We start from the raw sequence: 23,925 nt of genomic DNA on the forward strand, positions 1-23,925 counted from the left end.
CCTCCGCGGGGTGTTTCACCGTCAGATCGCCGTCCGCGGAATCTTCCGCGTCCAGGACTTCTCGCTGACCAGCGTCTCGCCTTCGCGGGCGACCTGCTCGGCGCTGAGATAGAACGTCTGTTCGTCGCAGTGCAGGTGATAGCGACTGGTCACTTCCACCGCGAACTGCCCGTCACCTTCGTCGCGGCTGGCGCGATAGACCCACTCGATATCGGCACGGGTTCGCGTGGCGTCCACCGGATGGCTTACGTAGACCTCTTTCGCCTTCTGCTCGACGCGCAGGCCGTGATCGGCGAAGCGGATATCGCCCATGTCGTCCTCGACGGTCACCGTGACCTCGCCGCTGCCGACGTCCTCGCTGATGGTTCGCTTGGGCTGACCGGCACGCAGGGTGTCGACGCGGCACGGCGTGGCGCTCTCCGGTGGCTCGAACGGCATGGCAATGGCCTCAGCCTTCGATAGCGGCAGTTCGAGCGTCGGCGTGCCGGCCTTGAGCGTCAGGTCGGCGCGTTTTTTTGGCGACCACACCAGCGGGAAGCTGGCACTGGATAGCGCCAGGCGCAGGCGATGGCCTTTCGGCAGCCGATAGCCGATCAGATCCAGCGCCACGCGCACCGTCATCGGCTCGCCCGGCACCGGCGGGGCGATCGTGCCCGGATCGTCGCGCAGGTTGAGGTTGAGCGTGCCGTAGGTGATCAGCGCGCTCTCGCCGTTCGGCGCCACGTCGCACAGGCGCACATGGAACTGGCCGCAGGACTCGGCGCTCTCCAGCTCCACGGACACGGTCGGCTGCCCCAGAATCTCCAGGCCGTCGGCATAGGGGGCGGAGTCGAAGGTCAGCGACAGGCCATCGTCGCGGCGCTGATCCGGCGGGAAGTCGGCGCCGAACCAGAGCGGAATGTACTCGCCCTGCAGCGAGCCGGCGGTCAGCGGCGAGGCGATCAGGCGGTCTTCGCTCAACCGGCCGTCGGGTTCCAGCCCCCGATCGCCGAGACCGAGGGTCAGCGTCTCGATCTCGTCGGCCGGCGCGGGCCAGCCATGGGTACGCACCCACTGGCCGGGGCGTTCGAGATACTTTGGCGCCGGCGGTACGCCATCCTGCAGATAGAAGGTGCACTCGGGCTCGTCCATGATCCCGGTGTCGATATCCTTGAGCCAGTAGTCCCACCAGCGCAGCGCCTCCTGCAGGAAGCCGATCGCCGGATCGGGAATCGCGAAGTGCGGATACTTGTGCATCCACGGCCCCAGCAGCGCCTTCTTGGGGCAGGAGAGGTTCTCCATCATCCGCGGGATCGTATTGATGTACGAATCCCCCCAGCCGCTGATCATGTAGACCGCCGCTTCGATATCGGCGTAGCTCTCGCAGATCGAGCCATGCTTCCAGTAGTCGTCCCGGTGCTGGTGGTTCAGCCAGGTTTCCGCCAGCAGCGGCATGTTGTCGAGCCGGTGCTTCCACATCTCGCGCCAGCGTTCGCCCACCAGCGCCGGGTCGGGCACGGCGGCGGAAAAGCTCAGCATGGTCGCCGCCCAGCCGAGATTCTCCAGCAGCATGTTGCCGCCCTTGTAATGGATGTCGTCGGCGTAGCGGTCATCGGTGGAGCACAGCGTGATGATCGCCTTGAGCGGTTCGGGGCGCAGCGCTGCCACCTGCAGCCCGTTGAAGCCGCCCCAGGAGATGCCCATCATGCCGAGCTTGCCGTCGCACCAGGGCTGGCTGGCGATCCAGTCGATCACTTCCAGCGCGTCGGCCTGCTCCTGCGGGGCGTACTCGTCGAGCATCAGGCCATCGGATTCGCCGTTGCCACGCATGTCGACGCGCACGCAGGCGTAGCCGTGGCCGGCAAAGTAGGGGTGGGTCAGCTCGTCGCGAACCGCCGTGCCGTCTCGCTTGCGATAGGGCAGGTATTCGAGGATCGCCGGGACGGGATTCGACTCGGCATCTTCCTCCGGTGAGCCGGCGGCTCCTTCCGGTAGCCAGATCCGCGCGGCGAGTCTCGTGCCATCGGCCAGCACGATCCATTGGTTCTCGATTTCACGCACGCGGTGCGGAAAGTCCTGTTTGATCTTCATGCGTCATCCTTGGCGGCGCGGGAGGAAGTTGAGCGTGTCGGTACGGTATCCAGCCGTTCGGGATGCTTGAGCCAGACCCACAGCGAGCCGGTGGCCAGCAGCACGATCAGCATGGCGGGCAACCCGCCAAGGTTGGAGAGCATCTTGATGCCGTCGATACCCACGAAGCTGACCATGACCCAGGAGACCACGCCGACGATCACGCCCCAGATCACCTTCATCGGGACGCCGGCATTGAGGTCGGAGTCGGCGGTCAGGCCACGAGTGCAGAGGTTGCCGATGGCGTCGGTCTGCGAATCCGCCGCGGTAACGTAGGAGATGTAGGCGATGAACAGCAGCAGCGGAATCCACACCTGCGAGAACGGCAGCTGGCGGAACAGCTCGTAGAGCACGTTTTCGACGCCGCGATCGTTGAGTACGGCATAGAGATCGGTGCCGATAGTGTCGGCGTGAGCCTGAAAGTAGAGTGCGGTGCCCGAGAAGATCAGGATCCACACGCTGGCGAACAGCGCCGGGTAGAGCAGATTGACGCGCAGGAACTCGCGCACGGTGTAACCCCGCGAGATCTTGCCCAGGAACAGCGCCGCCACCGGCGCCCAGGCGAACCACACCGCCCAGTAGAAGATCGACCACCACTGCGGCCACTGATCGTTGCCCGCGGCGCCGGTGAACAGGCTCTTGGTGAAGAAGTCGTCGAGATAGACACCGAACGATTCGACGCCCAGCGCCAGGCAGAAAACGGTAGGCCCGACGATGAACATGAATACGCCGAGAATCGCGAGCAGAACGGCGTTCAACGACGACAGCCGGGCGATTCCCTTCTGCAGGCCGCTGGCGGCGGACAGCACGAAGGTCACCACGATGATGGCGATGATCACGCCGAGCCGCAGCGGGCTGGTCTCGCCGCCGAGATATTGGCCCGCGCCGCCGGCCAGGGTCAGCGCGCCGGTCCCCAACGACGAGGCCATGCCCGCCACCAGCGCGTAGAGCGAGATGGCGTCGATCAGGCCGCCGAAGCGCTTCACCCTGGGGCCGAAAATCGGCTCCAGCATGCTCGAGATCGAGAAGCGCAGGCGCAGGTTATAAAAGGCCAGCGCGAAGATCAGCGCCGGGACGGCGTAGATGGCGTAGGGCGTGAATGACCAGTGCAGGAACATGGTCGACATCGCGAACAGCATGGCATCGCCGGAGCCGGCTTCGAGCCCGGTGGACTCGGGCGGACCCATGAAGTGGTAGAGCGGCTCGGCCGTGGTCCAGAACAGCACGCCCACGGCCAGCGTGGTACACAGCGTGATCGAGAACCAGCGCAGGCGGGAAAGCAACGGCGTGGCATCCCGGCCGCCGATACGAATGCGCCCGATCGGCGAAAAATAGACGACGACGGCCATGATCAGCAGGTAGAGGCTGCCCAGGCTGAATAGCCATGAAAAGTTGGTCAGAACGGCGTCGTTGAGCGCGCTGGCGGTGGCCAGAAACGCATCCAGATCGACATAGCTGGCTACGACCGCTGCCAGCAGGATCAGAAAGGTCGGCCAGAATACCAGTGGCCGCAGCGAAGTTTGCATACCCGTCTCCCGTTATCGTTATCGTAGGCGCCGATGCGCAGCGCTCATGGCGGTATAACCTAACGTCCTTCGTACCTGCTTGGGCAAACGGCTTCTGGGAATGAGGGTATGCGTGTCACGCATGGCTGGGTCTGACATGGCTGGGTCTGGCATGATTGGCTGCCTGCACGGCTCGGCGCTACCGCCATCCGTGTAGAATGGCGCGCAATTTGACGAGAGGAGGCGAGATGGAGCCTGAAGACCTCAAGAAACTGGTTACCCGCAAGATGCCGTTCGGCAAGTACGAAGGGTGGTTGATCGCCGATCTCCCCGGCCCCTACCTCAACTGGTTCGCCCGTGAAGGCTTCCCCGATGGTGAGATCGGGCGTCTGTTGGCGCTGATGCAGGAGATCGATCACAACGGGCTGAGCCCGCTGCTCGAGCCGCTGCGCTGAAGAGGCCGGCCGCGTATTCGCACAGCCAGGTGCGAGCGGCGGGTCGCTAACTCATCCAGCGTCCAGCGACATGCGCGGCGATCAACCCGGCCACTACGGCCAGAACGAGCCAGCCCCGGCGGCGCCAGCGTGTCTGGTGGCTTCCGAGCGCCCTTTCCAATTGCCGCGCCAGCAGTTCATGGCGAACCACGATGCGTTGCGGCAAGACGGAAAAATCGTTGGCGGCATCTCCCTGCCAGTGGGGCGCATGAGTCATGCCCAGGCCCGCCCGCAGCCTGCCGAGATCGCCCAGCAGGTCATGCAGGTCGTCGTAGGCTTCCCGATGCGCCGCATCTCCCAGCGCGCTCAGCGCATCCGCTTTCAGGGTACGGTTGTTGCAGCGTTGCGTGGCCCGAATGATGGTATCGGCAGGGGCGTCCTTGCTGACGCCAAGGCGGCGGTAGAGATCTTGCATATCGTGTAGGACCGTCGTCACCAGGTAGTTGTCATTAGGGAGTCGTCGTTAGAGGGTCGTCATCAGAGCGTCGTCATTAGATAGTCGTAGGCATTCTTGATGCGCTGGAAGCGCTGCGAGGCCAGCGAGATGCGCAGCTCTCCCTGACCGTGAAAGCGATCGGGATGATGGCGCTGCGCCAGGCGGCGATAGGCTCGCTTGATCTCGGTGGGCGAAGCGCTTTCGTCGAGCTCCAGCACCTGCAGCGCCAGGCGGATCCGATAATGGGGCCGAGACGCCCCTGTGGCCTGCTGTTGTTGATACTGATGTTGTTGTTGTTGTTGTTGTTGTTGTTGTTGTTGTTGTTGTTGTTGTTGTTGCTGGCGCCATCGCTCCCGCCGGTAGGCCTCCTCCCGCTCTGCCTGTTCCCGGCGCCGGTTTTCGGCTTCGCGCTCCTGTTCCTGACGCCTGGCCTCTTCCTCGCGCGCTTGGCGTTGACGTTCCTGCGCTTGGCGCGCTTCCGCCTGGCGCCGGCTCCTGGCCTGGCGACGCAGGCGGCTTCGCTCCTGGCGTAACTGCCGCCGCTGCGCTCGGGCCGCGCTGGAGCGTAGCCACCAGCGTCGCCAGCAACGAATCTTCGGCGCGAGCTCGTCGGCGGCTTCGCCATCGTTCTCTCTGTCGGCTTCGCTTGTCGCCTGATCCGCCGCTGCTTCGGGGGCGTCCTCACGGTGCCAGTAAGCCTGGCGGCTGGGGTCGTCCGGTGCCCTCAGCGGACGCCCCGTCACCTCGCGAAACAGATGGGCGAAATCACCCGGCGTCGCGCCGGAAAGGTCGGCGAGAAAGCGCAGGATGTGATGATTGCGCAGGCTCGGTTCACCCTCGCTGGTGGCGAGGCCGATCGCGCGGCGCAGAAAGGGATGCGACTGCTCATCGACGTGTTCGCGCAGCACGACTTCCGCAGCCAGTTGGATGGCCGTCAGGTCGGTCCGGGCAATCGTCAGCAGCGCTTCGAGATCGTGGGAGTGACGGAAGCCGTTGGCCAGCGCTTCGAGATAACGCTGGTCCTCGGCAAGCACGACGCGCTTGTTGACGTATACCCATGACAGCAGCAGCAGGGAAGCGGTATCCGGCGGGTAACGACTTTTCAGCAGCAGGAGCTCGAAAGCGGAAAAGCGCGCGGGGGCCATCGACGAATCCAGGCGGAGAAAGGGTTGTTGTCGTTTGTTGGACCCGAGTATACCCAAACTCGACGAAGAGTCGTCACCGTTGCGCTTTTCCTTCTTCTGCCCTCTCTTTTACCGCTTCTTGTGTCTGCTTCTACTTCTGCTTCTTCCCGGGCTAGTGGGCGTCAACGCGTTGTCGCCATGCCCGAGGCCTTGTTCAGGTTTTCCGGGCCGAAGGAGTCGGGCAGCAGTTCGTCCATGGTGTAGTGCTTGAGCGGAGCGCCGTCGGCATCGAGCACGATGATTTCGGTTTCCGGCGTGGCGAATTCGCGGATGCGCTGGCGGCAGTCGCCGCAGGGCGTGCAGAGATGTTCACCGGGGCCGATGACGTAGATCGTGCGGATCTGTCGTTCCCCGCTGGAGATCAGGCCGGCGATGGCGCTGGCCTCGGCGCAGAGCCCCTTGTAGTTGGCGCTTTCGACGTTGCAGCCGGCGTAGGTCTTGCCGCTCTCGCTGATCAGCACGGCGCCGACGGGATGGTCGGAGTAGGGCACGTAGGCGTGATCGCGAACGTTCAGTGCCGCCTGGCGGATCTCGTCGGGAACCCGGATGTCGCTTGTCGTCTTGCTCATCGTTTCGCTTCCTCGTCGTCTCGCAACAGGCCTTCCAGCGTGATCGCCATCATCTCGGAAAAGCCGGTCTGGCGGGCCTGGGCGTCGAGCGCTTCCCCCTTGAGAATATGGTCTGAAACGGTGCAGACCGTCAGCGCGCGGGCGCCGAATTCGGCGGCGACGCCGTACAGGCCGGCGGCTTCCATCTCGACGCCGAGGATGCCGTGGCGCTTCATGGTCTGGAAGAATTCGATATCCGGGGTGTAGAACAGATCGGCCGAGAACAGGTTGCCGACCTTGACCTTCGTGCCGCGTTCGCGCGCCGCGTCGACGGCATGACGGGTCAGGTCGAAATCGGCGATGGCGGCGAAGTCATGGCCGTTGAAGCGCGCCCGGTTGACGCCGGAGTCGGTACACGCCCCCATGCCGATGACGATGTCGTTGACCGCGACGTCGTCACGCACCGCGCCGCAGGAACCGACCCGCACCAGACGTTTGACGCCGTACTCGGTGATCAGCTCCTTGGCGTAGATCGACAGCGATGGAATGCCCATGCCGCTGCCCATCACCGAGATCTGGCGCCCCCGATAGGTGCCGGTGAAGCCGAGCATGTTGCGCACGCGGTTGACGCACCGGGCGTCTTCGAGAAACGTCTCGGCGATGAACTGGGCACGCAGCGGATCGCCGGGCATCAGTATGGTGTCGGCGAAGTCGCCCGGCTGGGCTTCGATATGAGGGGTGGGCATCTCACGGGGCTCCGTTGTCGGGGGTGTCTTTCAGCAGGGACCGTCCGTATTCCATCGGCGACAGGCCGAGATACTCGGCCAGCGTCTGGCCGATGTCGGCATAGGTCTCGCGGCGGCCGTAGCTGCCGGGGGCCAGCACGTCGCCGGCGATCAGGACGGGCACCTGCTCGCGGGTATGATCGGTGCCGTGCCAGGTCGGATCGTTGCCGTGATCGGCGGTCAGAATAAGCAGATCGCCGGGCTCGAGCTTGGCGACGATCTCCGGCAGGCGGCGGTCGAACGCTTCCAGCGCGCTGGCGTAGCCTTCCGGATCGCGGCGGTGACCGTAGAGGGTGTCGAAGTCGACGAAGTTGGTCATCACCAGCGTCCGGTCGCCGGCCTCGTCGATCGCTTCGTTCATTGCAACCAGGGTGGCATCGAACAGGGCGTCGTGGCCGTGGGACTTGATCACTTTCGAGACGCCGCAATGGGCGTAGATATCGCCGATCTTGCCCACGCCGAGCACCTTGCCGCCGTCATCATGCAGCTTTTGCAGCACGGTCGGAGTGGGCGGTTCGATGGCGTAGTCGCGGCGGTTGCCGGTACGTTCGAAGGTCTCGGGGGTCTCTCCAATGAAAGGCCGGGCGATGACACGGCCGATGTTGTAGGGCATCAGCAGTTCGCGGGCGATCTCGCAGAGCCGATAGAGGCGGTCGAGGCCGAAATGGGTCTCGTGGGCGGCGATCTGGAAGACCGAGTCCGCCGAGGTGTAGACGATCGGCTTGCCGCTTTCGATATGCGCCTCGCCCAGCGCTTCGAGGATCGGCATGCCCGACGCCTGGCAGTTGCCGAGCACGCCGGGCAGGTCGGCGCGTTCGATCAATGCTTCCAGCAGGCCGGATGGAAAGCTGTTTTCGCGCTCGTGGAAGTAGCCCCATTCGAACAGCGCCGGAACGCCGGCGATCTCCCAGTGCCCGGAGGGGGTGTCCTTGCCGGAGGAGATTTCTCTGGCGCAGGCGTAAGCCCCTTCGACGACTTCGGGCACGTCGACGCCCGCCGCCCACTCGCCGGTGCTCAGGTGGTGAGCATGATAGAGGCCCAGCCGGGCCAGGTTGGGTAGCGCGAGCGGGCGGCCGGCATCGGCGCGATAACGGGCGATATGGCCGAGCGTGTCCGAGCCGGCATCGCTCGAGCTGGAATCACCATAGTCGGCGGCGTCCGGCGCGTTGCCGATGCCGAAGGAATCGAGAACCAGCAGGATGGCGCGTTTCATGTCGTTTCTCCGTGCATGTCGCGTTCTTGTTCGTCTCTCGCCCCTGTCATGCCGACTGGCCTTCGCGCAGGGTGGCGTGGATCAGCGGCGGGATGGCGACGTCGTCCGTCTCGCTCAAGGTGAAGGCGCGGCGCAGACGCTGGGTGACGGCTTCGGCATCGGCCCGGTCGGCGGCGTGGATGCGCAGCAACGGCTGGCCCGGTTCGACTCGCTGGCCGAGCGCGGCGATGTGCGACAGGCCGACCCGATGATCGATGGCATCACCCGCGTTGCGCCGGCCGCCGCCCAGTTCGACCACGCCGAGGCCGAGCGCACGGGTGTCGATGGCGCTGATGCATCCCGCCCGGTCGGCGTCGAGGTCGATGGTGATCGGCGCGGTAGCGAGGTGGTCTTCGGGGCGTTCCGCCAGATCGGCGGGGCCGCCGAGGCCGTGAACCATGCGCGAGAAGCGCTCCAGCGCCTCGCCGGAATCGAGCGCGCGGTCGAGGCGGGCTTCGGCGTCTTCGGCATCGCTGGCGATGCCGGATTGAAGCAGCATCTCCGCCGCCAGCGGTCGGGTGACCCGGTAGAGGCGGCTCTCCTTGCCTTCGCCACGCTCTTCATTGCGTCCGTTGCCACGCCCTTCATTGCGTCCGTCGCCACGCCCTTCATTGCGTCCGTCGCCACGCCCTTCATTGCGTCCGTCGCCACGCAATAGCCGCAGCGCCTCGAAGACTTCCAGCGAATTGCCGGCGCAGTCGGCCAGCGGCTGATTCATGTCGGTCAGAAGCACGCTGGTCTTCGTGCCCGCGCCGCAGCCGATGGCGACGATCGCCTCGGCGAGTTCGCGGGAGGCCTCCTCGGTGGGCATGAAGGCGCCACTGCCGACCTTGACGTCCATCACCAGCGTCTCGAGGCCGCAGGCCAGCTTCTTGCCCAGGATCGAGGCGACGATCAGCGGGATCGACTCCACCGTGGCGGTGACGTCGCGCACGCCGTAGAGGCGCTTGTCGGCCGGCGCCAGCGATCCGGTCTGGCCGATGATCGCGACGCCGACGTCTTTCACCAGGCGCCGGAAGGTCTCGTCGCTGGGGGAAACGTCGTAGCCGGGGATCGACTCGAGCTTGTCCAGCGTGCCGCCGGTATGACCCAGGCCGCGCCCCGAGACCATCGGCACGTGACCGCCGCAGGCAGCGATCCACGGCCCCAGCACCAGCGAGACCAGATCGCCGACGCCGCCGGTGGAGTGCTTGTCGAGTACCGGGCCGGCAAGATCGAGATCGTCCCAGCGCATGACCTGCCCGGAATCCCGGATCGATTCCGTCAGTGCGACGGCCTCGTCCCGGTTCATGCCGTTGAGATAGACGACCATGGCGAAGGCGCCGATCTGCGCGTCGCCGATACTGCCGTCGGCGATGCCCCGCATGACCAGATCGAGCATCTGGCGATTGAGCGTCTGACCATCGCGTTTACGACGAATGATTTCCTGGGTCAGCATGATATGGATCCGCAGTGATGTGGCGGGTTTCGCGGTAACCGCGGCTGATCAGTAACCGCTGGCGGTCGTCGGTCGGCTGTCGTCATCGCTGAGCGTGGCGAGCAGCGCGTCCAGCAACCCCGAAGCGCCGAAGCGGAAGTGCGCCGGGGTCAGCCAGGCCTCGCCCATGATACCGGCGGCCAGCTCCAGATAGGCCTTGGCATCTTCCGCGGTGCGGATCCCGCCGGCCGCCTTGAAGCCCACGTCGCGACCGCTGTCGCGAATGGCGGTGAGCAGGATCTCGGCGGCCTTGAGCGTCGCGTTGACCGGCACCTTGCCGGTGGAGGTCTTGAGGAAGTCCGCGCCACAGGCGAGGGCGATGTCTGCGGCCTGGCGGATCAGCGCGGGCTCCTCGAGCTCGCCGGTTTCCAGAATTACCTTGAGCAGGCGATCGCCGCAGGCCTCACGACAGGCCGTCACCAGCGCCCGGCCGGCATCGGCGTCGCCGCCGATCAAGGCCTTGTAGGGAAAGACCACGTCGACCTCGTCGGCGCCGGCCGCTACGGCTGCGCGGGTTTCGCGGGAGGCGCGCTCGACGTTGACGCAGCCGTCCGGGAAGTTGGTGACGGTGGCGATTCGCACGCGTTCACGAATACCCATCTCGGTCAGTTCACGGTTCGCTGTCTCGATGAAGGCAGGGTAGATGCAGACCGCGGCCGGGGCGCCGTAAGGCGTATCGGTGCGGCGGCACAGCGTCCGAATGGCGGCGTCGTCATCGCCGTCGTTGAGCGAGGTGAGGTCCATCATGGCCAGCGCCTGGCTGGCGGCGTGCTTGAGGCTGTTCATCTTCTTGTCTCCTGGTCTTTGTGCGAAAACTGCCTGCGCTCGGCCATACGGCGTTAAAAATCAGCTCAAAATACTCATTTACACTCCGTAAACTGGGGCGCCAGCCCGGTCCGTTTTCGCTGATTTTTGCCTTGTCTGCCCGTCGCTCGCCGACTTTTCGTACATAGCCTTGTTCGGCGTGGTCGCGACGGCCTCCTGCCGTTTCCGTTTTCTGGCTCGCGCAAGGATCCGGCAGTGATTCCTCGAGTCTGCCGGATTTTCATGACGGTCCTGTCCAGAGCGGTCCTGTCCAAAGCAGTTCTGGGTCAGGCAGTGCCGGCCAGCGAGAGAAAGATCCCCGCCAGGGTGGCGGACATCAAATTGGATAGCGTGCCGGCGAGTACGGCCTTGAGACCGTAGCGGGCTATCTCCGGGCGGCGGCTGGGCGCCATCGTGCCGAGGCCGCCGAGCAGGATCGCGATCGAGGACAGGTTGGCGAACCCGCACAGCGCGAACGACAGGATCGCGGCGGTGTGGGCGGACATTGCCTGCCCGGTCGATTCCACGATGGTGTCGCCGCTGATGTACGGGGCCAGGTTGATATAGGCCACGAATTCGTTGACCACCAGCTTCTGGCCGATGAAAGAGCCGGCCAGCATCGCCTCGTTCCAGGGGATGCCGAGCACGAATGCCAGCGGCGAGAACAGCCAGCCCAGGATCATCGACAGACTCAGCGAGTCCATGCCGAACCAGCCGCCGACCCCGCCCAGGATGCCGTCGATCATCGCGATCAGGCCGATGAAGGCGAGCAGCATGGCGCCCACGTTGGCGGCCAGCATCAAACCGGATGACGCGCCGGCAGCGGCCGCGTCGAGCACGTTGGCCGGCTTGTCCTCGGCTTCCAGGATCTCCTTGGCCTGCTCGGTGCGGTCGTCGGGCTTCTCGGTCTCCGGCATCAGAATCTTGGCGAACAGCAGGCCGCCCGGTGCCGCCATGAAGGACGCGGCAATCAGATACTCCATCGGGATGCCGAGCTCGGCGTAACCGGCGAGCACGGAACCGGCAACGGAGGCGAGCCCGCCACACATGACGGCGAACAGCTCGGACTTGGTCATGCTGGCCAGGAACGGTCGTACCACCAGCGGTGCCTCGGTCTGGCCGACGAAGATGTTGGCGGTGGCGGAGAGCGATTCGGTGCGCGAGGTGCCCAGCACTTTCTGCAGCGCGCCACCCAGAATCCGCACGACCCACTGCATGATGCCCAGGTAGTAGAGCACGGCCGTCAGCGACGAGAAGAAGATGATGATCGGCAGGACCTTGACGGCGAAGACGAAGCCGACGTTGGCCGGGTCGGCGAGGTTGCCGAACAGGAAGCCGATACCGTCGTTGGCGTAGTTGATGACCTGACTGACGGCGCTGGAAACGGAGCCCAGAACGGCCTGGCCGAACGGTACATAGAGCACGAAAGCGCCGATGCCGGCCTGAATGGCGAAGGCGCCGATGACGGTGCGCAGGCTGATCGCCTTGCGGTTGCTCGAAAAGATCAGCGCGATCAGCAGCAGCACGATGACGCCGACCAGACCCATGAGGAGTGTCATGTTGTTGTCCTTGGTGTTGGCCTTGATGAGTCGAAAATGCATGTCAGGGCGTGCCGGGGCCATTGAAACGGACATGATTTCACGCCAACCGTCTCATGCCGCTCGCTCACGCATCGGTCAATGCCTTTTCTTGAGAGGTTTTTAACATTTTTTGGTTTTGCTCGTCACTTATTGTTTTTATTCTCACAAGCTCATAGAGTAGTTCAAGGCGAGGCAGAGGCCTATATATAGTGCTTTCGGCTCGATCTGGCGATGTTGCCTCGGGTCATGCGTTCGCTTTCTCTCTAACCGGCTCGATCGCAGGCCAGATGAGAAAATAGTCACAAGATCAGCATCAAAACGCCATAACAACAAAGTGGGGGATAGCATGGTAGAAGGACTCGCACAGCCGGCGTCGGCTGAACGGTGGGCAGGCAAGGGATCTCGTCTTCTGGCGCTGTCGGTCTCGTTGGGCTTGGGTTCGATGACGCTGGCGGCCGCGCCGGTCTGGGCCGCGGACGATCAGGGCGATGCGCCGGTCATCGAGCAGGAGACGCCGGACGAAGGGCCGATGTCGGAAGGCCAGACGGCCGACGGGCCTTATCTTTCCGACTGGTATCACCAGAACGTCACGGTGATCGGCAGCAAGAACATTCGCTTCGGGCCGCAGCAGATCGACGACATCTATCTGGAGTACGAATTCTTCGGTCGCAAGGGGCCGCTGGGTCTCTACGGCTATATCGATTTTCCCAAGTTCTTCGGCACCGGTAACGCCGCAGACAGCGGTATCTTCGACAAGGGCTCTCCGGTCTTCATGGAGCTGGAACCGCGGCTGTCGATCGATGACATGACCGGCCAGGATCTGAGCTTCGGCCCGTTCAAGGAGTGGTTCGTCGCCTTCGACTATATCTTCGACTGGGGCCACAACACCGAGAACCGCCAGAACACGCTCTACGCCGGCCTGGGAACCGACATCGAAACCGGTTCGCCGCTGGGTCTCTCGTTCAATTTCTACAAGCGTCGCCAGTGGGAGAACTACGGTGCCGCGAACGAGAACTCCTGGGACGGCTACCGCGCACAGTTGAACTACTCCTATCCGCTGGCCAGCTTCGACAACGGCGCGTCGCTGGTCTACGTCGGTTTCACCAACCACGACTTCGGTTCGGATCTGGGCGATAACGATCCGACGCGCACCAACGAGTCGACCGTGGCGACCAACGTGCTGTTGTACCAGTTCACGCACCTGCGCTTCATGGCGGTGGCACGTTACTTCCACAACGGCGGGCAGTGGAACGACGGCGAAATGGCACCGTTCCCCAACAGCCATGGCGACAGTTTCGAACTGCGCTCCACCGGCTGGGGCTACTATTTCGGTGTCGGCTGGCAGTTCTGAGGTCGGTGTCGGCTGGCAGTCCCGAGACGACGAAATGGATGTCATCGACGAGGAGCCTTCGGGCTCCTCGTCGCGTTGCGTTTCCAGTAGAGATCGGGGATAAGATCTGACCCTCAGAAGACAGGATCGGGAGAACGTCATGAATGGCCGCAGCGCCGTACGGCTCGAGAGACTTCGTGAAGCGATCAGACGCAACGGTACCCTGCCGTTGGCCGAGGCGGCGGCGCTGTGCAACGTCTCCGAGATGACGGTGCGGCGGGACATCGCCGCCAGCAACGGCGCGATCGTCTCCTTCGGCGGCCATCTGGTCATGGCCGACAACCCCCAGTTCGCCGCCGCCTACAATCTCGATGCGCAGAGGGACCGGTACGCGAAGGCCAAGCAGCGCCTGTGCGAGGCGGTCGCATCGAGGATCGAGGACGGCGATACCGTGTTCGTCGACTGCGGCACCACGCTGATGCCGTTCTGCACGCTGCTGCCGCGCGAGATGAACGTCACCATCGTCACCTACGCGCTCAACGTCGCCAACGCCTTCAGTCAGCGCGATATGCCCAACATGCGGCTCGTGGTGCTCGGCGGGCTCTACTACGCCGCTTCCGACTCCTTCGGCGGGCAGGACGTCACCACGGCGATTCGCCGCCTGGGTATCAACAAGGCGCTGATCTCCGCTGCCGGGGTCCATGCCGAAAAGGGAGCAAGCTGTTTCCACTTCCATGAAGTGGCACCCAAGCAGGCCGCCATCGAACACGCGGAACGCAGGATCCTGGTCGCCGACGAGAGCAAGCTCGATGTGATGCGAGCGGCGTTCTTCGCCGAACTGCCGGACTTCGACACCCTGTTGACCAGCGGCGATCCGGGCCGGGCGTGGCGGGATCGGTTGAAGGAGAGCGACGCCGCGAAAGTCGAAGTGGTGTGAGGTTTCCTGTCTTTCGTAGACTTTGATCGTATTTCTATCCTGTCATGGGCAGGAAGTATTCGGTTCGTCCTGCGGTTAGGATGACTGGACTTCCTACTTTCCGAACAGGTGACCGGATCGATGTCTTCTTCATCTACGCCTTCCTCATCGACGTCTTCTTCATTCGCGCCGCTCGAGGCCCCCGCTGACGCTGCCTACTATCCCGCCGCCATCGTCGGTTTCGATGCCGACGGGGCAGGCCGCTACGCGCTGCGTTCCCCCGCTACCGGGGAGGTGATCGCCGAGGTCGCCGATTGCGGCGTCGAGCAGGCGAAGCTGGCCGCCGACAACGCCCAGCGCGGCTTCGAGTCCTGGCGCAAGACCACCCCATTCGAGCGCGCGGCGCTGCTCAAGGCATGGCACCAGGCGATGCTGGAGGCCAAGGAGACCCTCGCCGTGACCATGGCGCGGGAGATGGGCAAACCGATCCGCGAAGCGCGGGGCGAGGTCGACTACGCCGCCAGCTTCCTGGAGTGGTACGCCGAGCAGGCCAGGCGCATCGACGGCGACATTCTGCCCGCCCAGCATCCGGACAAGCGACTTGCTGTGCTGCGCCAGCCGGTCGGCCCGGTGCTCGCGATCACGCCGTGGAACTTCCCGGCGGCGATGATCACCCGCAAGGTGGCGCCGGGGCTGGCGGCCGGCTGCTCGGTGATCGTCAAGCCGGCGGAACAGACGCCGATCACGGCGCTCATGCTGGCCCGGCTGTGGCAGCAGGTCGGCGGGCCGGCGGAGGTCTTCCAGGTGATTACCGCCGAGCGTCCGGCCGCGGTCAGCGACGAACTGATGGCGGACCGGCGCATCCGCAAGGTGACCTTCACCGGCAGCACGCCGGTCGGCAAGCATCTCTACGCCAAGTCCGCCGCCACCATGAAGCGGATGTCGCTGGAGCTGGGCGGCCATGCGCCGTTCCTGGTCTTCGACGATGCCGATATCGACGCCGCCGTGGCCGAAGTGATGGCGAGCAAGTTCCGCAATGGCGGCCAGACCTGTGTCTGCGCCAACCGCATCTACGTGCAGCGCGGCATTCTCGAGACCTTCTCCGCGCGCCTGACCGCCGCGGTGGACGCGCTGCGCGTCGGGCAGCCGGAAGACGAGTCGACCCAGATCGGCCCGCTGGTCAGCCAGGCCGGCCGCGACAAGGCGCAATCCCACATCGACGATGCGCTAGGCAAGGGCGCGAAGCGTTTGACCGCGGCGCGGGATGTCGACGGCTTCTTCGTCGCGCCTACGGTGCTGGCGGATGTCACCGGCGACATGCGGATCATGCAGGAAGAGACCTTCGGCCCCGTCGCGCCATTGATCGCCTTCGAAAGCGAAGAAGAGGCGATAGCAGCGGCCAACGCCACGCCGTTCGGGCTCGCCGCCTATCTGTGGACCCGCAATCTCGGGCGCGCGGCACGCGTCTCCGAAGCGCTGGACTACGGCATCGTCGGGGTCAACGATGGCGCGCCGTCCGTGCCGCAGGCGCCGTTCGGTGGCGTCAAGGATAGCGGCCTCGGCCGCGAGGGCGGCCGCTACGGTATCGACGAATATCTCGACCTCAAGTTCGTCTCGACGCGACTGGACGGCTGATGGCGATGGGGGATGGGGACGCCAACGCAGCGCGGTTGCCGGCCGAGCTCGACCTCGCCACCGCGCTGCGCGAGACCAATCTGCGCCAGGCCCGCGTGGTGGCCGGCGAGCGCTCGCTAGGCCGGCCGCTGCGCTGGGTACACATGGTGGATCATCCCGACATCATCGCCTGGGTGCGTGAAGGCCAGCTGCTGCTGACCACCGGCTATCACTGGCCCGACGAGCCGGAAGCCGAGCGCGCCCTGATCGAGGCGCTGGTCGACAAGGGCCTGGCCGGCGTGGCGCTGGCGGTGCCGCGGTTTCTTACCGCGTTCCCGGAGACCAGCCGCCGCGTGGCGGCATCGCTCGACTTCCCGCTGCTGGAAATCCCCTGGGACGTGCCGTTCAGCCAGATCACCGAGGAAGTGCACGCCTGGCTGATCGCGCGGCAGGGCCAGTTGATCGCACGGGCGGAACGCATACACCGCGATCTCACGCGCTCGGCGTTGACGGCACGCAGCCTGGGCGACATCGCCACGGCCCTGAGCCTGCTGCTGGAGCGGGACGTGCTCTTCACCGGGCTGGAGGGTGAGTGGCTGGGCGGCAGCGCCGAGCTTGAGACGATGCGCCTGCCCACGCCGACCATGCTGACCGAGGCCCAGTTTCTGGCCGAGGCCACGGCTCGCTCTCTCGGCGAGGAGGCCGGGTGCCGGATGCTGGCCTGTCCGGTGCGAATCCGGGAGGCGCCGACGGCCACGCTGTGGATCGATGAAACGGCCTCCCATGTCAGCGAGCTCGAACGCCGGGCGGCGGAGCAGGCGGCGCTGATCTCGGCGCTACATTTGTCGCACCAGCGGGCGCTGCAGGCGCAGGAGACCCGGCTGGGCTACGCCTTCGTCGATTCGCTGCTCGAAGGGCGCTTCGAAGCCACGCCGGCGGCGCTGGAGCGGGCATCGCTGCAGGGGTGGGAGCCCCATGGCGCGTATCACGTCTGCGCGATCCTGCTCAACGAGCCGGTGCCGCTGACCCGCGAGGGACTGCTGCGGCGGGAACGCTGGGAGCGCCGGCTGGGCGATCGTCTCGAAGCGCTCGGCTTGCCACGCTTGATCTCGGTCTCCCTCAACCAGTTGCTGTTCCTGGTGCGCGCCGACATCTCGACCGAAGCGCTATGGCGCGAGTTGAGCGACGGCGAAGCCGCCCTGGCGATCAGCCGCGAAGCGAGAGGGGCGGCAGCCATCGCCCAGGGAGCGGGCGACGTGGCGCGGCTGCTGCCCTCGCTCAAGGCCGGCGAACGGCGGGATTTCGAAACCCTGCTATTCACCCGCGTGCTGGAAGGCGACAGCGAAGCGCGGCAACTGTTTCTGGCACGCATCTCGCGAGCGCTGGGCGAAGGGGCACGTCGACATAATGCCTTCGAGACGCTCTCGGCGCTGGCCGCAAGCGGCTTCCAGCTGGCGCAGACCGCACGGGCGCTCGATATTCATATCAGCACCTTGCGCTACCGCATCGAGCGATTGGAAACGGCACTGGGCATGAACCTGAACGACGCCGATATCCGGCTGCAGTTGCAGGTGGCGGTGCGACTGCTCAACGCCGACGGAGATTAGGCTTTGTCTGAAAACTGCCTGCGCTCGGCCATACGGCGTTAAAAATCGGCTCAAAGTACTCATTTACACCGCGTAAACTCCGTCTTTTCGCCGATTTTTGCCTTGTCTGACCTTCGTTCGACGACTTTTCAGACAAAACCTAGAGAGTCCTGGATGATGGTCAACCGACCATCTCGATACGCTTTCACGAACGTACCGACATTCAATCAGAGAGACGACCATGCAACTGACGGATTTCACTACCCTGACCTTCGATGTCTACGGCACCCTGATCGACTGGGAGAGCGGCATGGTGGCCGGGCTGCAGCCACTGCTGCAGCGCACCGAACTGGGCCTGAGCCGCGACCAGATTCTCGAGGCGCACGCCCGGCACGAGTCCACCCAGCAGCGCTATACCCCGCATCTGCAGTATCGGCTGCTGCTGGCGGTGGTCTACAAGCGTCTGGCGGAGGAGTGGGGCGTGACGGTGACGCACGACGAATGCCTGGCCTACGGCGATTTCGTCAAGCAGTGGCCGGCCTTCGCCGATACCGCCGAGGCGCTGGCCTATCTCAAGCAGCACTACAAGCTGGTGGTGCTCTCCAACGTCGATAACGAGAGCTTCGCCTACAGCCAGCGCAAGCTCGGCGTCGAGTTCGACGCGGTCTACACCGCCGAGGACATCGGCTCCTACAAGCCGTCGCCGCGCAATTTCGACTACATGCTGGAGAAGCTCGGCGAGCGCGGCATCGACAAGTCGCAGATCCTGCACACCGCCGAGAGCATGTTCCACGATCATCAGCCCGCCAACCACAATGGCCTCGCCAACTGCTGGATCTACCGCCGCCACGACAAGCAAGGTTTCGGCGCGACGATGAACCCCGGCGACATGCCGACGGTCGACTTCCGTTTCAACAGCATGGCGGAGCTGGCCGAGGCGCATCGGGCGTTGACGAGATAAGCGTTCATTGGCGCGCAGCGGGATGCCCGATGCAGAACAGCGCAATGGATCGGAATGGCGTAGGAAGTCGGAGAGCGGTCTGCATGATGTCATCGTCGTAGCCCATGACCACGACGCCACCGAGCTCCTGCTCGGTGGCCGACAGATAGAGATTCTGGATCACGGCGCCGGCTTCGAAGTCGATATAGCGTACGCCACGTAGACCATCCGGCTGCTGGTCAGCGAAATGATCGATGGCGATTTGGCGGTCGGCGGCGACGACGATCACGGCGGGGGAGTCTTCCAGCCAGGTATCGTCTGCCAGAGACGCCGACAACAGCGTGCCCGAACGAATGCCATGCAGGCGTTGCCAGGTTTCTTCGTGGATAGTCCCGGTTTCATACAAGCCGGGTTCGAGCCCTTCGATTCGTCGGGCGATGACGAACGTTTTCAGGGGATATAACGCGTGCGCCGACGGGGCGGTACGCATGCCATCGGAATGGGTGCTGCCTTGGGCCGCAAACAGCAGACGCTTCAGGTTACCCACGGAGAGCGTTTGATCATCGAATCGTCGGCAACTCCGACGTTGTCTCAGGAGTCGTTCCAGCGCACTGGTTTGAACTTGGCTCATGGCGATTCCTTATAGTCCTTCTTGTCAGGCTGGTTGGCGATTGCCCCACACCTGCGCTTCGCTGATGCCCAGCGTTGCAAACTCTTCCCGCCGCAGCGGGGCTTCTTCCTGCAGAAAGAATTCGTCCAGCTGCGGCGGGGCGACATCGGTCTCCGAAAGCATGGCGTGAACCTGACCACGATGATGCGTCTGATGCACGAACAGATGCGCCAGCACCCGGTGCGCCGGCTCGCGCTGCTGGCGGTCGGCCCGCTCGAGCGTGACGTCGGCGGCCAGCGAAGCCTCGTCGAGCGCGTCGCAGATCGCGATCAAGCGCCTATCCAGCGCTTCCTGTGCCGGCCACAGCGTGTCGACACGAGAGTGGGGCAGCTCGTCGTCGAAGGCGCGCTGACCGAGCGTGCCGCCTTCGAGGGCATCGATATAGTAGGCATCGACGATCAGGATGTGGTTGAGCGTGGCGTGAATCGACGGGAAGAAGCTGCTCCGCCTGGCGTGAAAGGCCTCGTCGGACAAGCGGGCGCAGGCAGCCAACAGCCGATGGTTCGACCACAGGTTGCAGTAGGCTTGATGGCGAAAATATTCGATCATGGTCGGGCACCGGCTCAATCGTCTTCTCTCCAGCATCTCAGGAATCGACATGGAAATGCTACACGGCCTGATCGTCATCACTTTCGTGCATCTGCTGGCGGCCGCCTCGCCGGGGCCGGACTTCGTGCTGGTCACCCAGCAGACGCTGAATCACGGCAAGCGCATCGGCCTGTTGTGCAGCCTGGGCATCGCGCTGGGGCTGTCGATTCACATCGTCTATTCCGCGTTCGGGCTGGCGGCGGTGATCGCCAACTCCACCGAGGCGCTATGGGCGATCAAGCTGATCGGCGGCGCTTATCTGCTCTATCTGGGGATTTTGGGGTTGCGCTCGCGCCCGGCTGTGACCGATACCGAGGCCGTGACCCCGGACGCGGCACCGCCTCGCTCGGCGCTGCGCACCGTCGGCATGGGATTTCTCTGCAACGCGCTCAATCCCAAGGCGCCGATCTACTTCGTCTCGCTGTTCACCATCGTGCTGTCACCGTCGATGCCGCTCTATCAGATCGCCATCTACGGCGCCTGGATCATGCTGATCCAGCTGGGGTGGTTCTCGGCGGTGGCGCTGCTGCTCTCCACGCCCCCGATCCATCGCGCGTTCAAACGCTTCAGCCACTGGATCGATCGGGTGCTGGGCCTGGCGATGGTGGCGCTGGGAATCAAGGTGTTGACGACGCGGGTGTGAGTCGGAAACGCCGACAGACGACTGCGCTCGCCCGACGCTTTCCACCACGCGTGCTTTTCGGCATCCTGAAACGCATCCACTCAAACTGGCGAGGAGCGCTCGTGAAGACTTGGCTGCGTGAATTACCCAAGGTCGAACTGCATCTACATATCGAGGGTTCGCTGGAGCCGGAGCTGATGTTTGCGCTGGCGGCGCGCAACAACGTGTCGCTGCCCTACGCGACGGTGGACGAGGTGCGTGCCGCCTACGATTTCAGCGATCTGCAGTCGTTTCTGGATCTCTACTATCAGGGCATGCGGGTGCTGCGCACCGAGCAGGATTTCCATGATCTGGCGATGGCGTACTTCGAGCGTGCGCAGGCAGAGGGCGTGGTGCACGTCGAACTGTCGTTCGATCCGCAGGCGCACCTGAGCCGTGGCGTCGAGCTGGCGGCACCGTTCGAGGGGCTGCGCCGCGCCATGCGAGATGCGGAGCGCCGCTGGGGCATGACCACGGCGTTGATCATGAGCTTCCTGCGCGACCGCGATGCGCTCGATGCCATGGACGTGCTGGAAAAGGCGGCACCCTACTACGAGCTGATCGACGCCGTGGGCCTCGACAGCGCGGAGATGGGCAACCCGCCAGCCAAGTTTGAGGCGGTGTTCGAACGCGCCAAAGCGCTGGGCATTCCGCGTGTCGCCCACGCGGGCGAGGAGGGGCCGGCGGCCTACATCAGCGAGGCGCTGGACGTGCTCGATATCTGCCGGGTCGATCATGGCGTCGCCTGCCTGCAGGATGCCGCCCTCGTCGAACGGCTGCGGGCGTCGCAGATTCCGCTGACGGTGTGTCCGCTTTCCAACGTGCGGCTGAAAGTGGTGGAGCAGATGACCGACCATCCGTTGCCGCAGATCATCGAGCAGGGTCTCAAAGTGACGCTCAACTCCGACGACCCGGCCTATTTCGGCAGCGGCGTGCTGGACAATTACCTCGCCTGTCTCGAGGCGTTCGACTGGGACCAGGCCATGTTCAAGCAGCTGGCGGGCAATGCGATCGACGTCGCGTTCATGCCGGAATCTCGCCGCAGCGAGCTGCACAAGCGCCTGGCGGCCTGTTGATCGGCTGCCAATCCACATCCCGACTCATGACTGCCCGGCCGATCAGGCCGGGCAGTATCGTTCAGCGTACCGGCTAGACGGTAGCACCTTGCGGTGCCTCAGCCAGCGCCGAAAGGAAGGGCACCAGTCGATCGAGCGCTTCCTTGGCGAGCTCCGGGTCGATGGCGAAGCAGATTCGCAGGTAATCCTCACCCTCGGGGCCGAAGGCGCTGCCCGGCGCCACGCCGACCTTGGCCTCCCGCAGGATACGTTTGGCCGTGTCCAGGCTCGAGCCGTCAAGACCGTGTACCTTGAAGAAGAGGTAGAAGGTGCCTTGCGGCGAGAACACGGTCACGTTGTCCAGCGCGGTCAGACCCTCGACCAGAATGTCCCGCGAGGCCTGGCAGCGTTCGACCTGATGAGCGATGAAGTCGTCGCCATGCTCGAGCGCCGCGATGCAGGCCCGCTGAACGAACGGCGCCACGCCGGTGGTGTTGTATTGGCAGAGACGGGCGAACAGCTGATCCATGCCCTGCGGGAACGTGACCCAGCCCGCACGCCAGCCGGTCATGCACCAGTTCTTGGAGAAGGTGTTGGTCACCAGCAGCCGGTCTTGCGGTTCGCAGATCTGCAGGAAGGAGGCGGCCGGCCCTTCGCTATCGTAGCCTCCATTACGGTAGACCCCGTCATCGTCGACCCTGTCATCGTCGACCCCGTCATCATAGACAAAATGATTGTAGACCTCGTCGGCCACGATCCACAGCCCCTTGTCCCGGCAGAAGTCCCGCAATCGCTCCATGTCCTCGAGCGGCATGCGCCAACCGGTCGGGTTGGAGGGCGAATTGATGAAGATGGCTCGGGTGCGATCGGTCACCGCCGCGAACAGTTCTTCCAGGTCGAGCTCGATGCTGCCGTCCGGATAGAAATCGAAGGCGACCGGTACATTGACCCCGCCGACGATCTCGATCATCTGCCTGGCGTTGGGCCAGGCCGGCGTCGGCATGATCACTTCGCTGCCTTCGTCGAGAATCGCCTGCATCGCCATGGTGACGGCATTCATGCCGCCGATGGAGACGCAGAACCGGTCGGCGGCGACGTCGACCTGCCAGTGCCGGCGGTGGTAGTCGGAGAGCGCCTGGCGAAGCTCGGGCAAACCCTGGGAGTAGCTGTAGCGGGTATCGTCTCCTTCCAGTGCATCCATCGCCGCCTGCTTGATGTAGGCAGGCGTCGGCAGATCGCCTTCGCCAATCCAGAGCCGCACGACCGAGGCGTCGTGACGGGCGAGATCCGCCACGGCGACGATCTGGTTGTCGGGCATTTCCTGAACGCGAGAAGAGCAGTAGCGGCGCAGGCTGGAGGGGATGACGTCGGACATGATGAGCTCGCTGGTTGGGGAAGGTTTCCCGATCATATAACGCTCGCTCGTTGGCGGGCCAATCGTTCCTCTGACACACTATCGTTCCTCAGACACACTGAAGGCCATGACCGGCGCTGCGGGAATCGTGGCGCGCTTTCCTCTGTAGCGAGTCCACATGACCCCGATTATCAGGAGACTCAAACGCATGTTTTCAGCGACTCCCATCGTTCGCTCCGCGGAGGCGCAGGCCGAAATCGACCGCGCCTGCCAGCGTCTCGCGCTCTACCACTTCATGAGTTGCCCGTTCTGCCAGCGCGTGCGCAGCCAGATCGAGCGGCTGGCGTTGCCCATCGAGCTGCGCGACATCCAGCGCGATCCCCAGCATCGCCAGGATCTGATGGCGGGCGGTGGCCGCACCATGGTGCCGTGCCTGCGTATCGAGAAGGAGGACGGCACGGTGGAGTGGATGTACGAGTCCGCGGATATCAATCGCTACCTGGATCGGCGCTTCGGCTGATTCTGGCGGACGCCAGCCATGCACGGGCGTCAGAGCACTGTCGTCCGAAGCGTCTGCCGGCTTAAAACGGCTGCCGGAGTCGATTGTCGGTGACGGCGACCGGCGGGGTTTCGTAGAATGCCGCTTTCCCATCGAGCAAGATTCAGGAGTGATCTCATGGCACAGGCCAGCGCCCGCCACATTCTCGTCGACAGCGAGCAGAAGTGTCTCGAACTCAAGCAGCAGATCGAAGCCGGCAGCGATTTCGCCGAAGTGGCCCGTCAGCACTCCACCTGCCCCTCCGGACGTCAGGGCGGCGAGCTGGGCACGTTCGGTCGCGGCCAGATGGTCAAGGAGTTCGACGAAGTCGTCTTCAATGGTGCGATCAATGAAGTGCACGGACCGGTGAAGACCCAGTTCGGCTACCATCTGCTGGAAGTGACCTCGCGCACTTGATCTTCCGCGCCTGATTTCCCCTCGAGCCGCCCGCCTCCGGGCGGCTCTCGTCGATCCGGCGATCTTTCCTCCCTCCGTTCCC

General features: G+C 64.4%; 23 protein-coding genes. 10 read left to right on the forward strand and 13 right to left on the reverse strand.

The window, feature by feature from the left end; all coding sequences use genetic code 11:
- Positions 1-21: 21 nt before the first annotated feature.
- Together CCD76_RS01250 and CCD76_RS01255 are read right to left on the reverse strand one after the other, a co-directional pair.
- Positions 22-2,070, reverse strand: coding sequence for a CocE/NonD family hydrolase (locus CCD76_RS01250; protein ID WP_087717735.1), 2,049 nt, complete (start codon positions 2,068-2,070; stop codon positions 22-24).
- Positions 2,067-3,635, reverse strand: a complete 1,569-nt coding sequence (locus CCD76_RS01255; RefSeq protein ID WP_087717736.1) for a BCCT family transporter — start codon at positions 3,633-3,635, stop codon at positions 2,067-2,069. The genes CCD76_RS01250 and CCD76_RS01255 overlap by 4 nt, the downstream gene beginning before the upstream one ends.
- A gap of 227 nt (positions 3,636-3,862) precedes the next feature.
- Here CCD76_RS01255 and CCD76_RS01260 point away from each other — a divergent pair, with 227 nt between their 5' ends.
- Positions 3,863-4,069, forward strand: a complete 207-nt coding sequence (locus CCD76_RS01260; protein ID WP_087717737.1) for a DUF3820 family protein — start codon at positions 3,863-3,865, stop codon at positions 4,067-4,069.
- 46 nt (positions 4,070-4,115) lie between these two features.
- On the opposite strand, the gene CCD76_RS01265 is transcribed toward CCD76_RS01260, so the two are convergent.
- The 8 genes from CCD76_RS01265 to CCD76_RS01300 all read right to left on the reverse strand — a co-directional run bounded on the left by CCD76_RS01265 (position 4,116) and on the right by CCD76_RS01300 (position 12,153).
- The gene (locus tag CCD76_RS01265) at positions 4,116-4,523 is read right to left on the reverse strand and encodes a hypothetical protein (RefSeq protein ID WP_087717738.1); all 408 of its coding nucleotides are present in this window, start codon (positions 4,521-4,523) and stop codon (positions 4,116-4,118) included.
- 62 nt (positions 4,524-4,585) lie between these two features.
- Complete coding sequence (locus CCD76_RS01270; RefSeq protein WP_087717739.1) at positions 4,586-5,689, reverse strand: J domain-containing protein; 1,104 nt, start codon at positions 5,687-5,689, stop codon at positions 4,586-4,588.
- Between the two features lie 161 nt (positions 5,690-5,850).
- A complete protein-coding gene (locus CCD76_RS01275; protein ID WP_087717740.1) occupies positions 5,851-6,297 on the reverse strand; it encodes a cytidine deaminase in 447 nt (148 codons plus the stop codon).
- Complete coding sequence (gene deoD / locus CCD76_RS01280) at positions 6,294-7,022, reverse strand: purine-nucleoside phosphorylase (RefSeq protein WP_087717741.1); 729 nt, start codon at positions 7,020-7,022, stop codon at positions 6,294-6,296. Before deoD ends, CCD76_RS01275 begins: the two co-directional genes overlap by 4 nt.
- Before the next feature lies 1 nt (position 7,023).
- The gene (locus CCD76_RS01285; protein ID WP_087717742.1) at positions 7,024-8,274 is read right to left on the reverse strand and encodes a phosphopentomutase; all 1,251 of its coding nucleotides are present in this window, start codon (positions 8,272-8,274) and stop codon (positions 7,024-7,026) included.
- A 46-nt stretch (positions 8,275-8,320) separates the two neighbouring features.
- A complete protein-coding gene (locus CCD76_RS01290) occupies positions 8,321-9,751 on the reverse strand; it encodes a thymidine phosphorylase (RefSeq protein WP_087717743.1) in 1,431 nt (476 codons plus the stop codon).
- A 48-nt stretch (positions 9,752-9,799) separates the two neighbouring features.
- Complete coding sequence (gene deoC / locus CCD76_RS01295) at positions 9,800-10,576, reverse strand: deoxyribose-phosphate aldolase (protein WP_087717744.1); 777 nt, start codon at positions 10,574-10,576, stop codon at positions 9,800-9,802.
- A 305-nt stretch (positions 10,577-10,881) separates the two neighbouring features.
- Positions 10,882-12,153, reverse strand: coding sequence for a NupC/NupG family nucleoside CNT transporter (locus CCD76_RS01300; protein ID WP_087717836.1), 1,272 nt, complete (start codon positions 12,151-12,153; stop codon positions 10,882-10,884).
- Positions 12,154-12,520: 367 nt separating this feature from the next.
- Here CCD76_RS01300 and CCD76_RS01305 point away from each other — a divergent pair, with 367 nt between their 5' ends.
- The 5 genes from CCD76_RS01305 to CCD76_RS01325 all read left to right on the forward strand — a co-directional run bounded on the left by CCD76_RS01305 (position 12,521) and on the right by CCD76_RS01325 (position 18,581).
- Entirely contained in the window at positions 12,521-13,525 is a 1,005-nt protein-coding gene (locus CCD76_RS01305) for a nucleoside-specific channel-forming protein Tsx (protein WP_256961016.1), read from the forward strand.
- Between the two features lie 139 nt (positions 13,526-13,664).
- Positions 13,665-14,441: a DeoR/GlpR family DNA-binding transcription regulator gene (locus tag CCD76_RS01310; protein WP_087717745.1), complete on the forward strand. Its 777-nt coding sequence runs from the start codon at positions 13,665-13,667 to the stop codon at positions 14,439-14,441.
- Between the two features lie 120 nt (positions 14,442-14,561).
- Complete coding sequence (locus CCD76_RS01315; RefSeq protein WP_087717746.1) at positions 14,562-16,055, forward strand: NAD-dependent succinate-semialdehyde dehydrogenase; 1,494 nt, start codon at positions 14,562-14,564, stop codon at positions 16,053-16,055.
- Complete coding sequence (locus tag CCD76_RS01320) at positions 16,055-17,641, forward strand: PucR family transcriptional regulator (protein WP_218776938.1); 1,587 nt, start codon at positions 16,055-16,057, stop codon at positions 17,639-17,641. Before CCD76_RS01315 ends, CCD76_RS01320 begins: the two co-directional genes overlap by 1 nt.
- A 220-nt stretch (positions 17,642-17,861) precedes the next feature.
- On the forward strand, positions 17,862-18,581 hold the full coding sequence (locus tag CCD76_RS01325) for a haloacid dehalogenase type II (RefSeq protein WP_087717747.1): 720 nt from the start codon (positions 17,862-17,864) through the stop codon (positions 18,579-18,581).
- 4 nt (positions 18,582-18,585) lie between these two features.
- Here CCD76_RS01325 and CCD76_RS01330 read toward each other — a convergent pair whose 3' ends face one another.
- Both CCD76_RS01330 and CCD76_RS01335 read right to left on the reverse strand, forming a co-directional pair.
- Positions 18,586-19,191 (reverse strand): nitroreductase family protein, encoded by a 606-nt coding sequence (locus tag CCD76_RS01330; RefSeq protein ID WP_087717748.1) that lies wholly within the window; start codon positions 19,189-19,191, stop codon positions 18,586-18,588.
- Positions 19,192-19,215: 24 nt separating this feature from the next.
- Positions 19,216-19,779, reverse strand: coding sequence for a DinB family protein (locus tag CCD76_RS01335; protein ID WP_087717749.1), 564 nt, complete (start codon positions 19,777-19,779; stop codon positions 19,216-19,218).
- A 49-nt stretch (positions 19,780-19,828) separates the two neighbouring features.
- Between CCD76_RS01335 and CCD76_RS01340 the strand changes: the two genes are divergently transcribed.
- Together CCD76_RS01340 and CCD76_RS01345 are read left to right on the forward strand one after the other, a co-directional pair.
- Positions 19,829-20,461 (forward strand): LysE family translocator, encoded by a 633-nt coding sequence (locus CCD76_RS01340; protein ID WP_087717750.1) that lies wholly within the window; start codon positions 19,829-19,831, stop codon positions 20,459-20,461.
- A 101-nt stretch (positions 20,462-20,562) separates the two neighbouring features.
- Positions 20,563-21,555 (forward strand): adenosine deaminase, encoded by a 993-nt coding sequence (locus tag CCD76_RS01345; protein WP_087717751.1) that lies wholly within the window; start codon positions 20,563-20,565, stop codon positions 21,553-21,555.
- Positions 21,556-21,628: 73 nt separating this feature from the next.
- Here the strand turns inward: CCD76_RS01345 and CCD76_RS01350 are convergent, their stop codons facing one another.
- Positions 21,629-22,909 carry a pyridoxal phosphate-dependent aminotransferase gene (locus tag CCD76_RS01350; protein WP_087717839.1) on the reverse strand — a complete coding sequence of 427 codons (1,281 nt, stop codon included), beginning with the start codon at positions 22,907-22,909 and terminating at the stop codon, positions 21,629-21,631.
- 187 nt (positions 22,910-23,096) lie between these two features.
- On the opposite strand from CCD76_RS01350, the gene CCD76_RS01355 reads away from it, so the two are divergent.
- Both CCD76_RS01355 and CCD76_RS01360 read left to right on the forward strand, forming a co-directional pair.
- Positions 23,097-23,408, forward strand: a complete 312-nt coding sequence (locus tag CCD76_RS01355; RefSeq protein ID WP_087717752.1) for a glutaredoxin family protein — start codon at positions 23,097-23,099, stop codon at positions 23,406-23,408.
- Positions 23,409-23,564: 156 nt separating this feature from the next.
- On the forward strand, positions 23,565-23,843 hold the full coding sequence (locus tag CCD76_RS01360) for a peptidylprolyl isomerase (protein ID WP_087717753.1): 279 nt from the start codon (positions 23,565-23,567) through the stop codon (positions 23,841-23,843).
- Positions 23,844-23,925: the final 82 nt, after the last annotated feature.

The sequence above is a fragment of the Salinicola salarius genome (assembly GCF_002179555.1).
GTDB classification, from domain to species: Bacteria; Pseudomonadota; Gammaproteobacteria; order Pseudomonadales; family Halomonadaceae; genus Salinicola; species Salinicola salarius_A.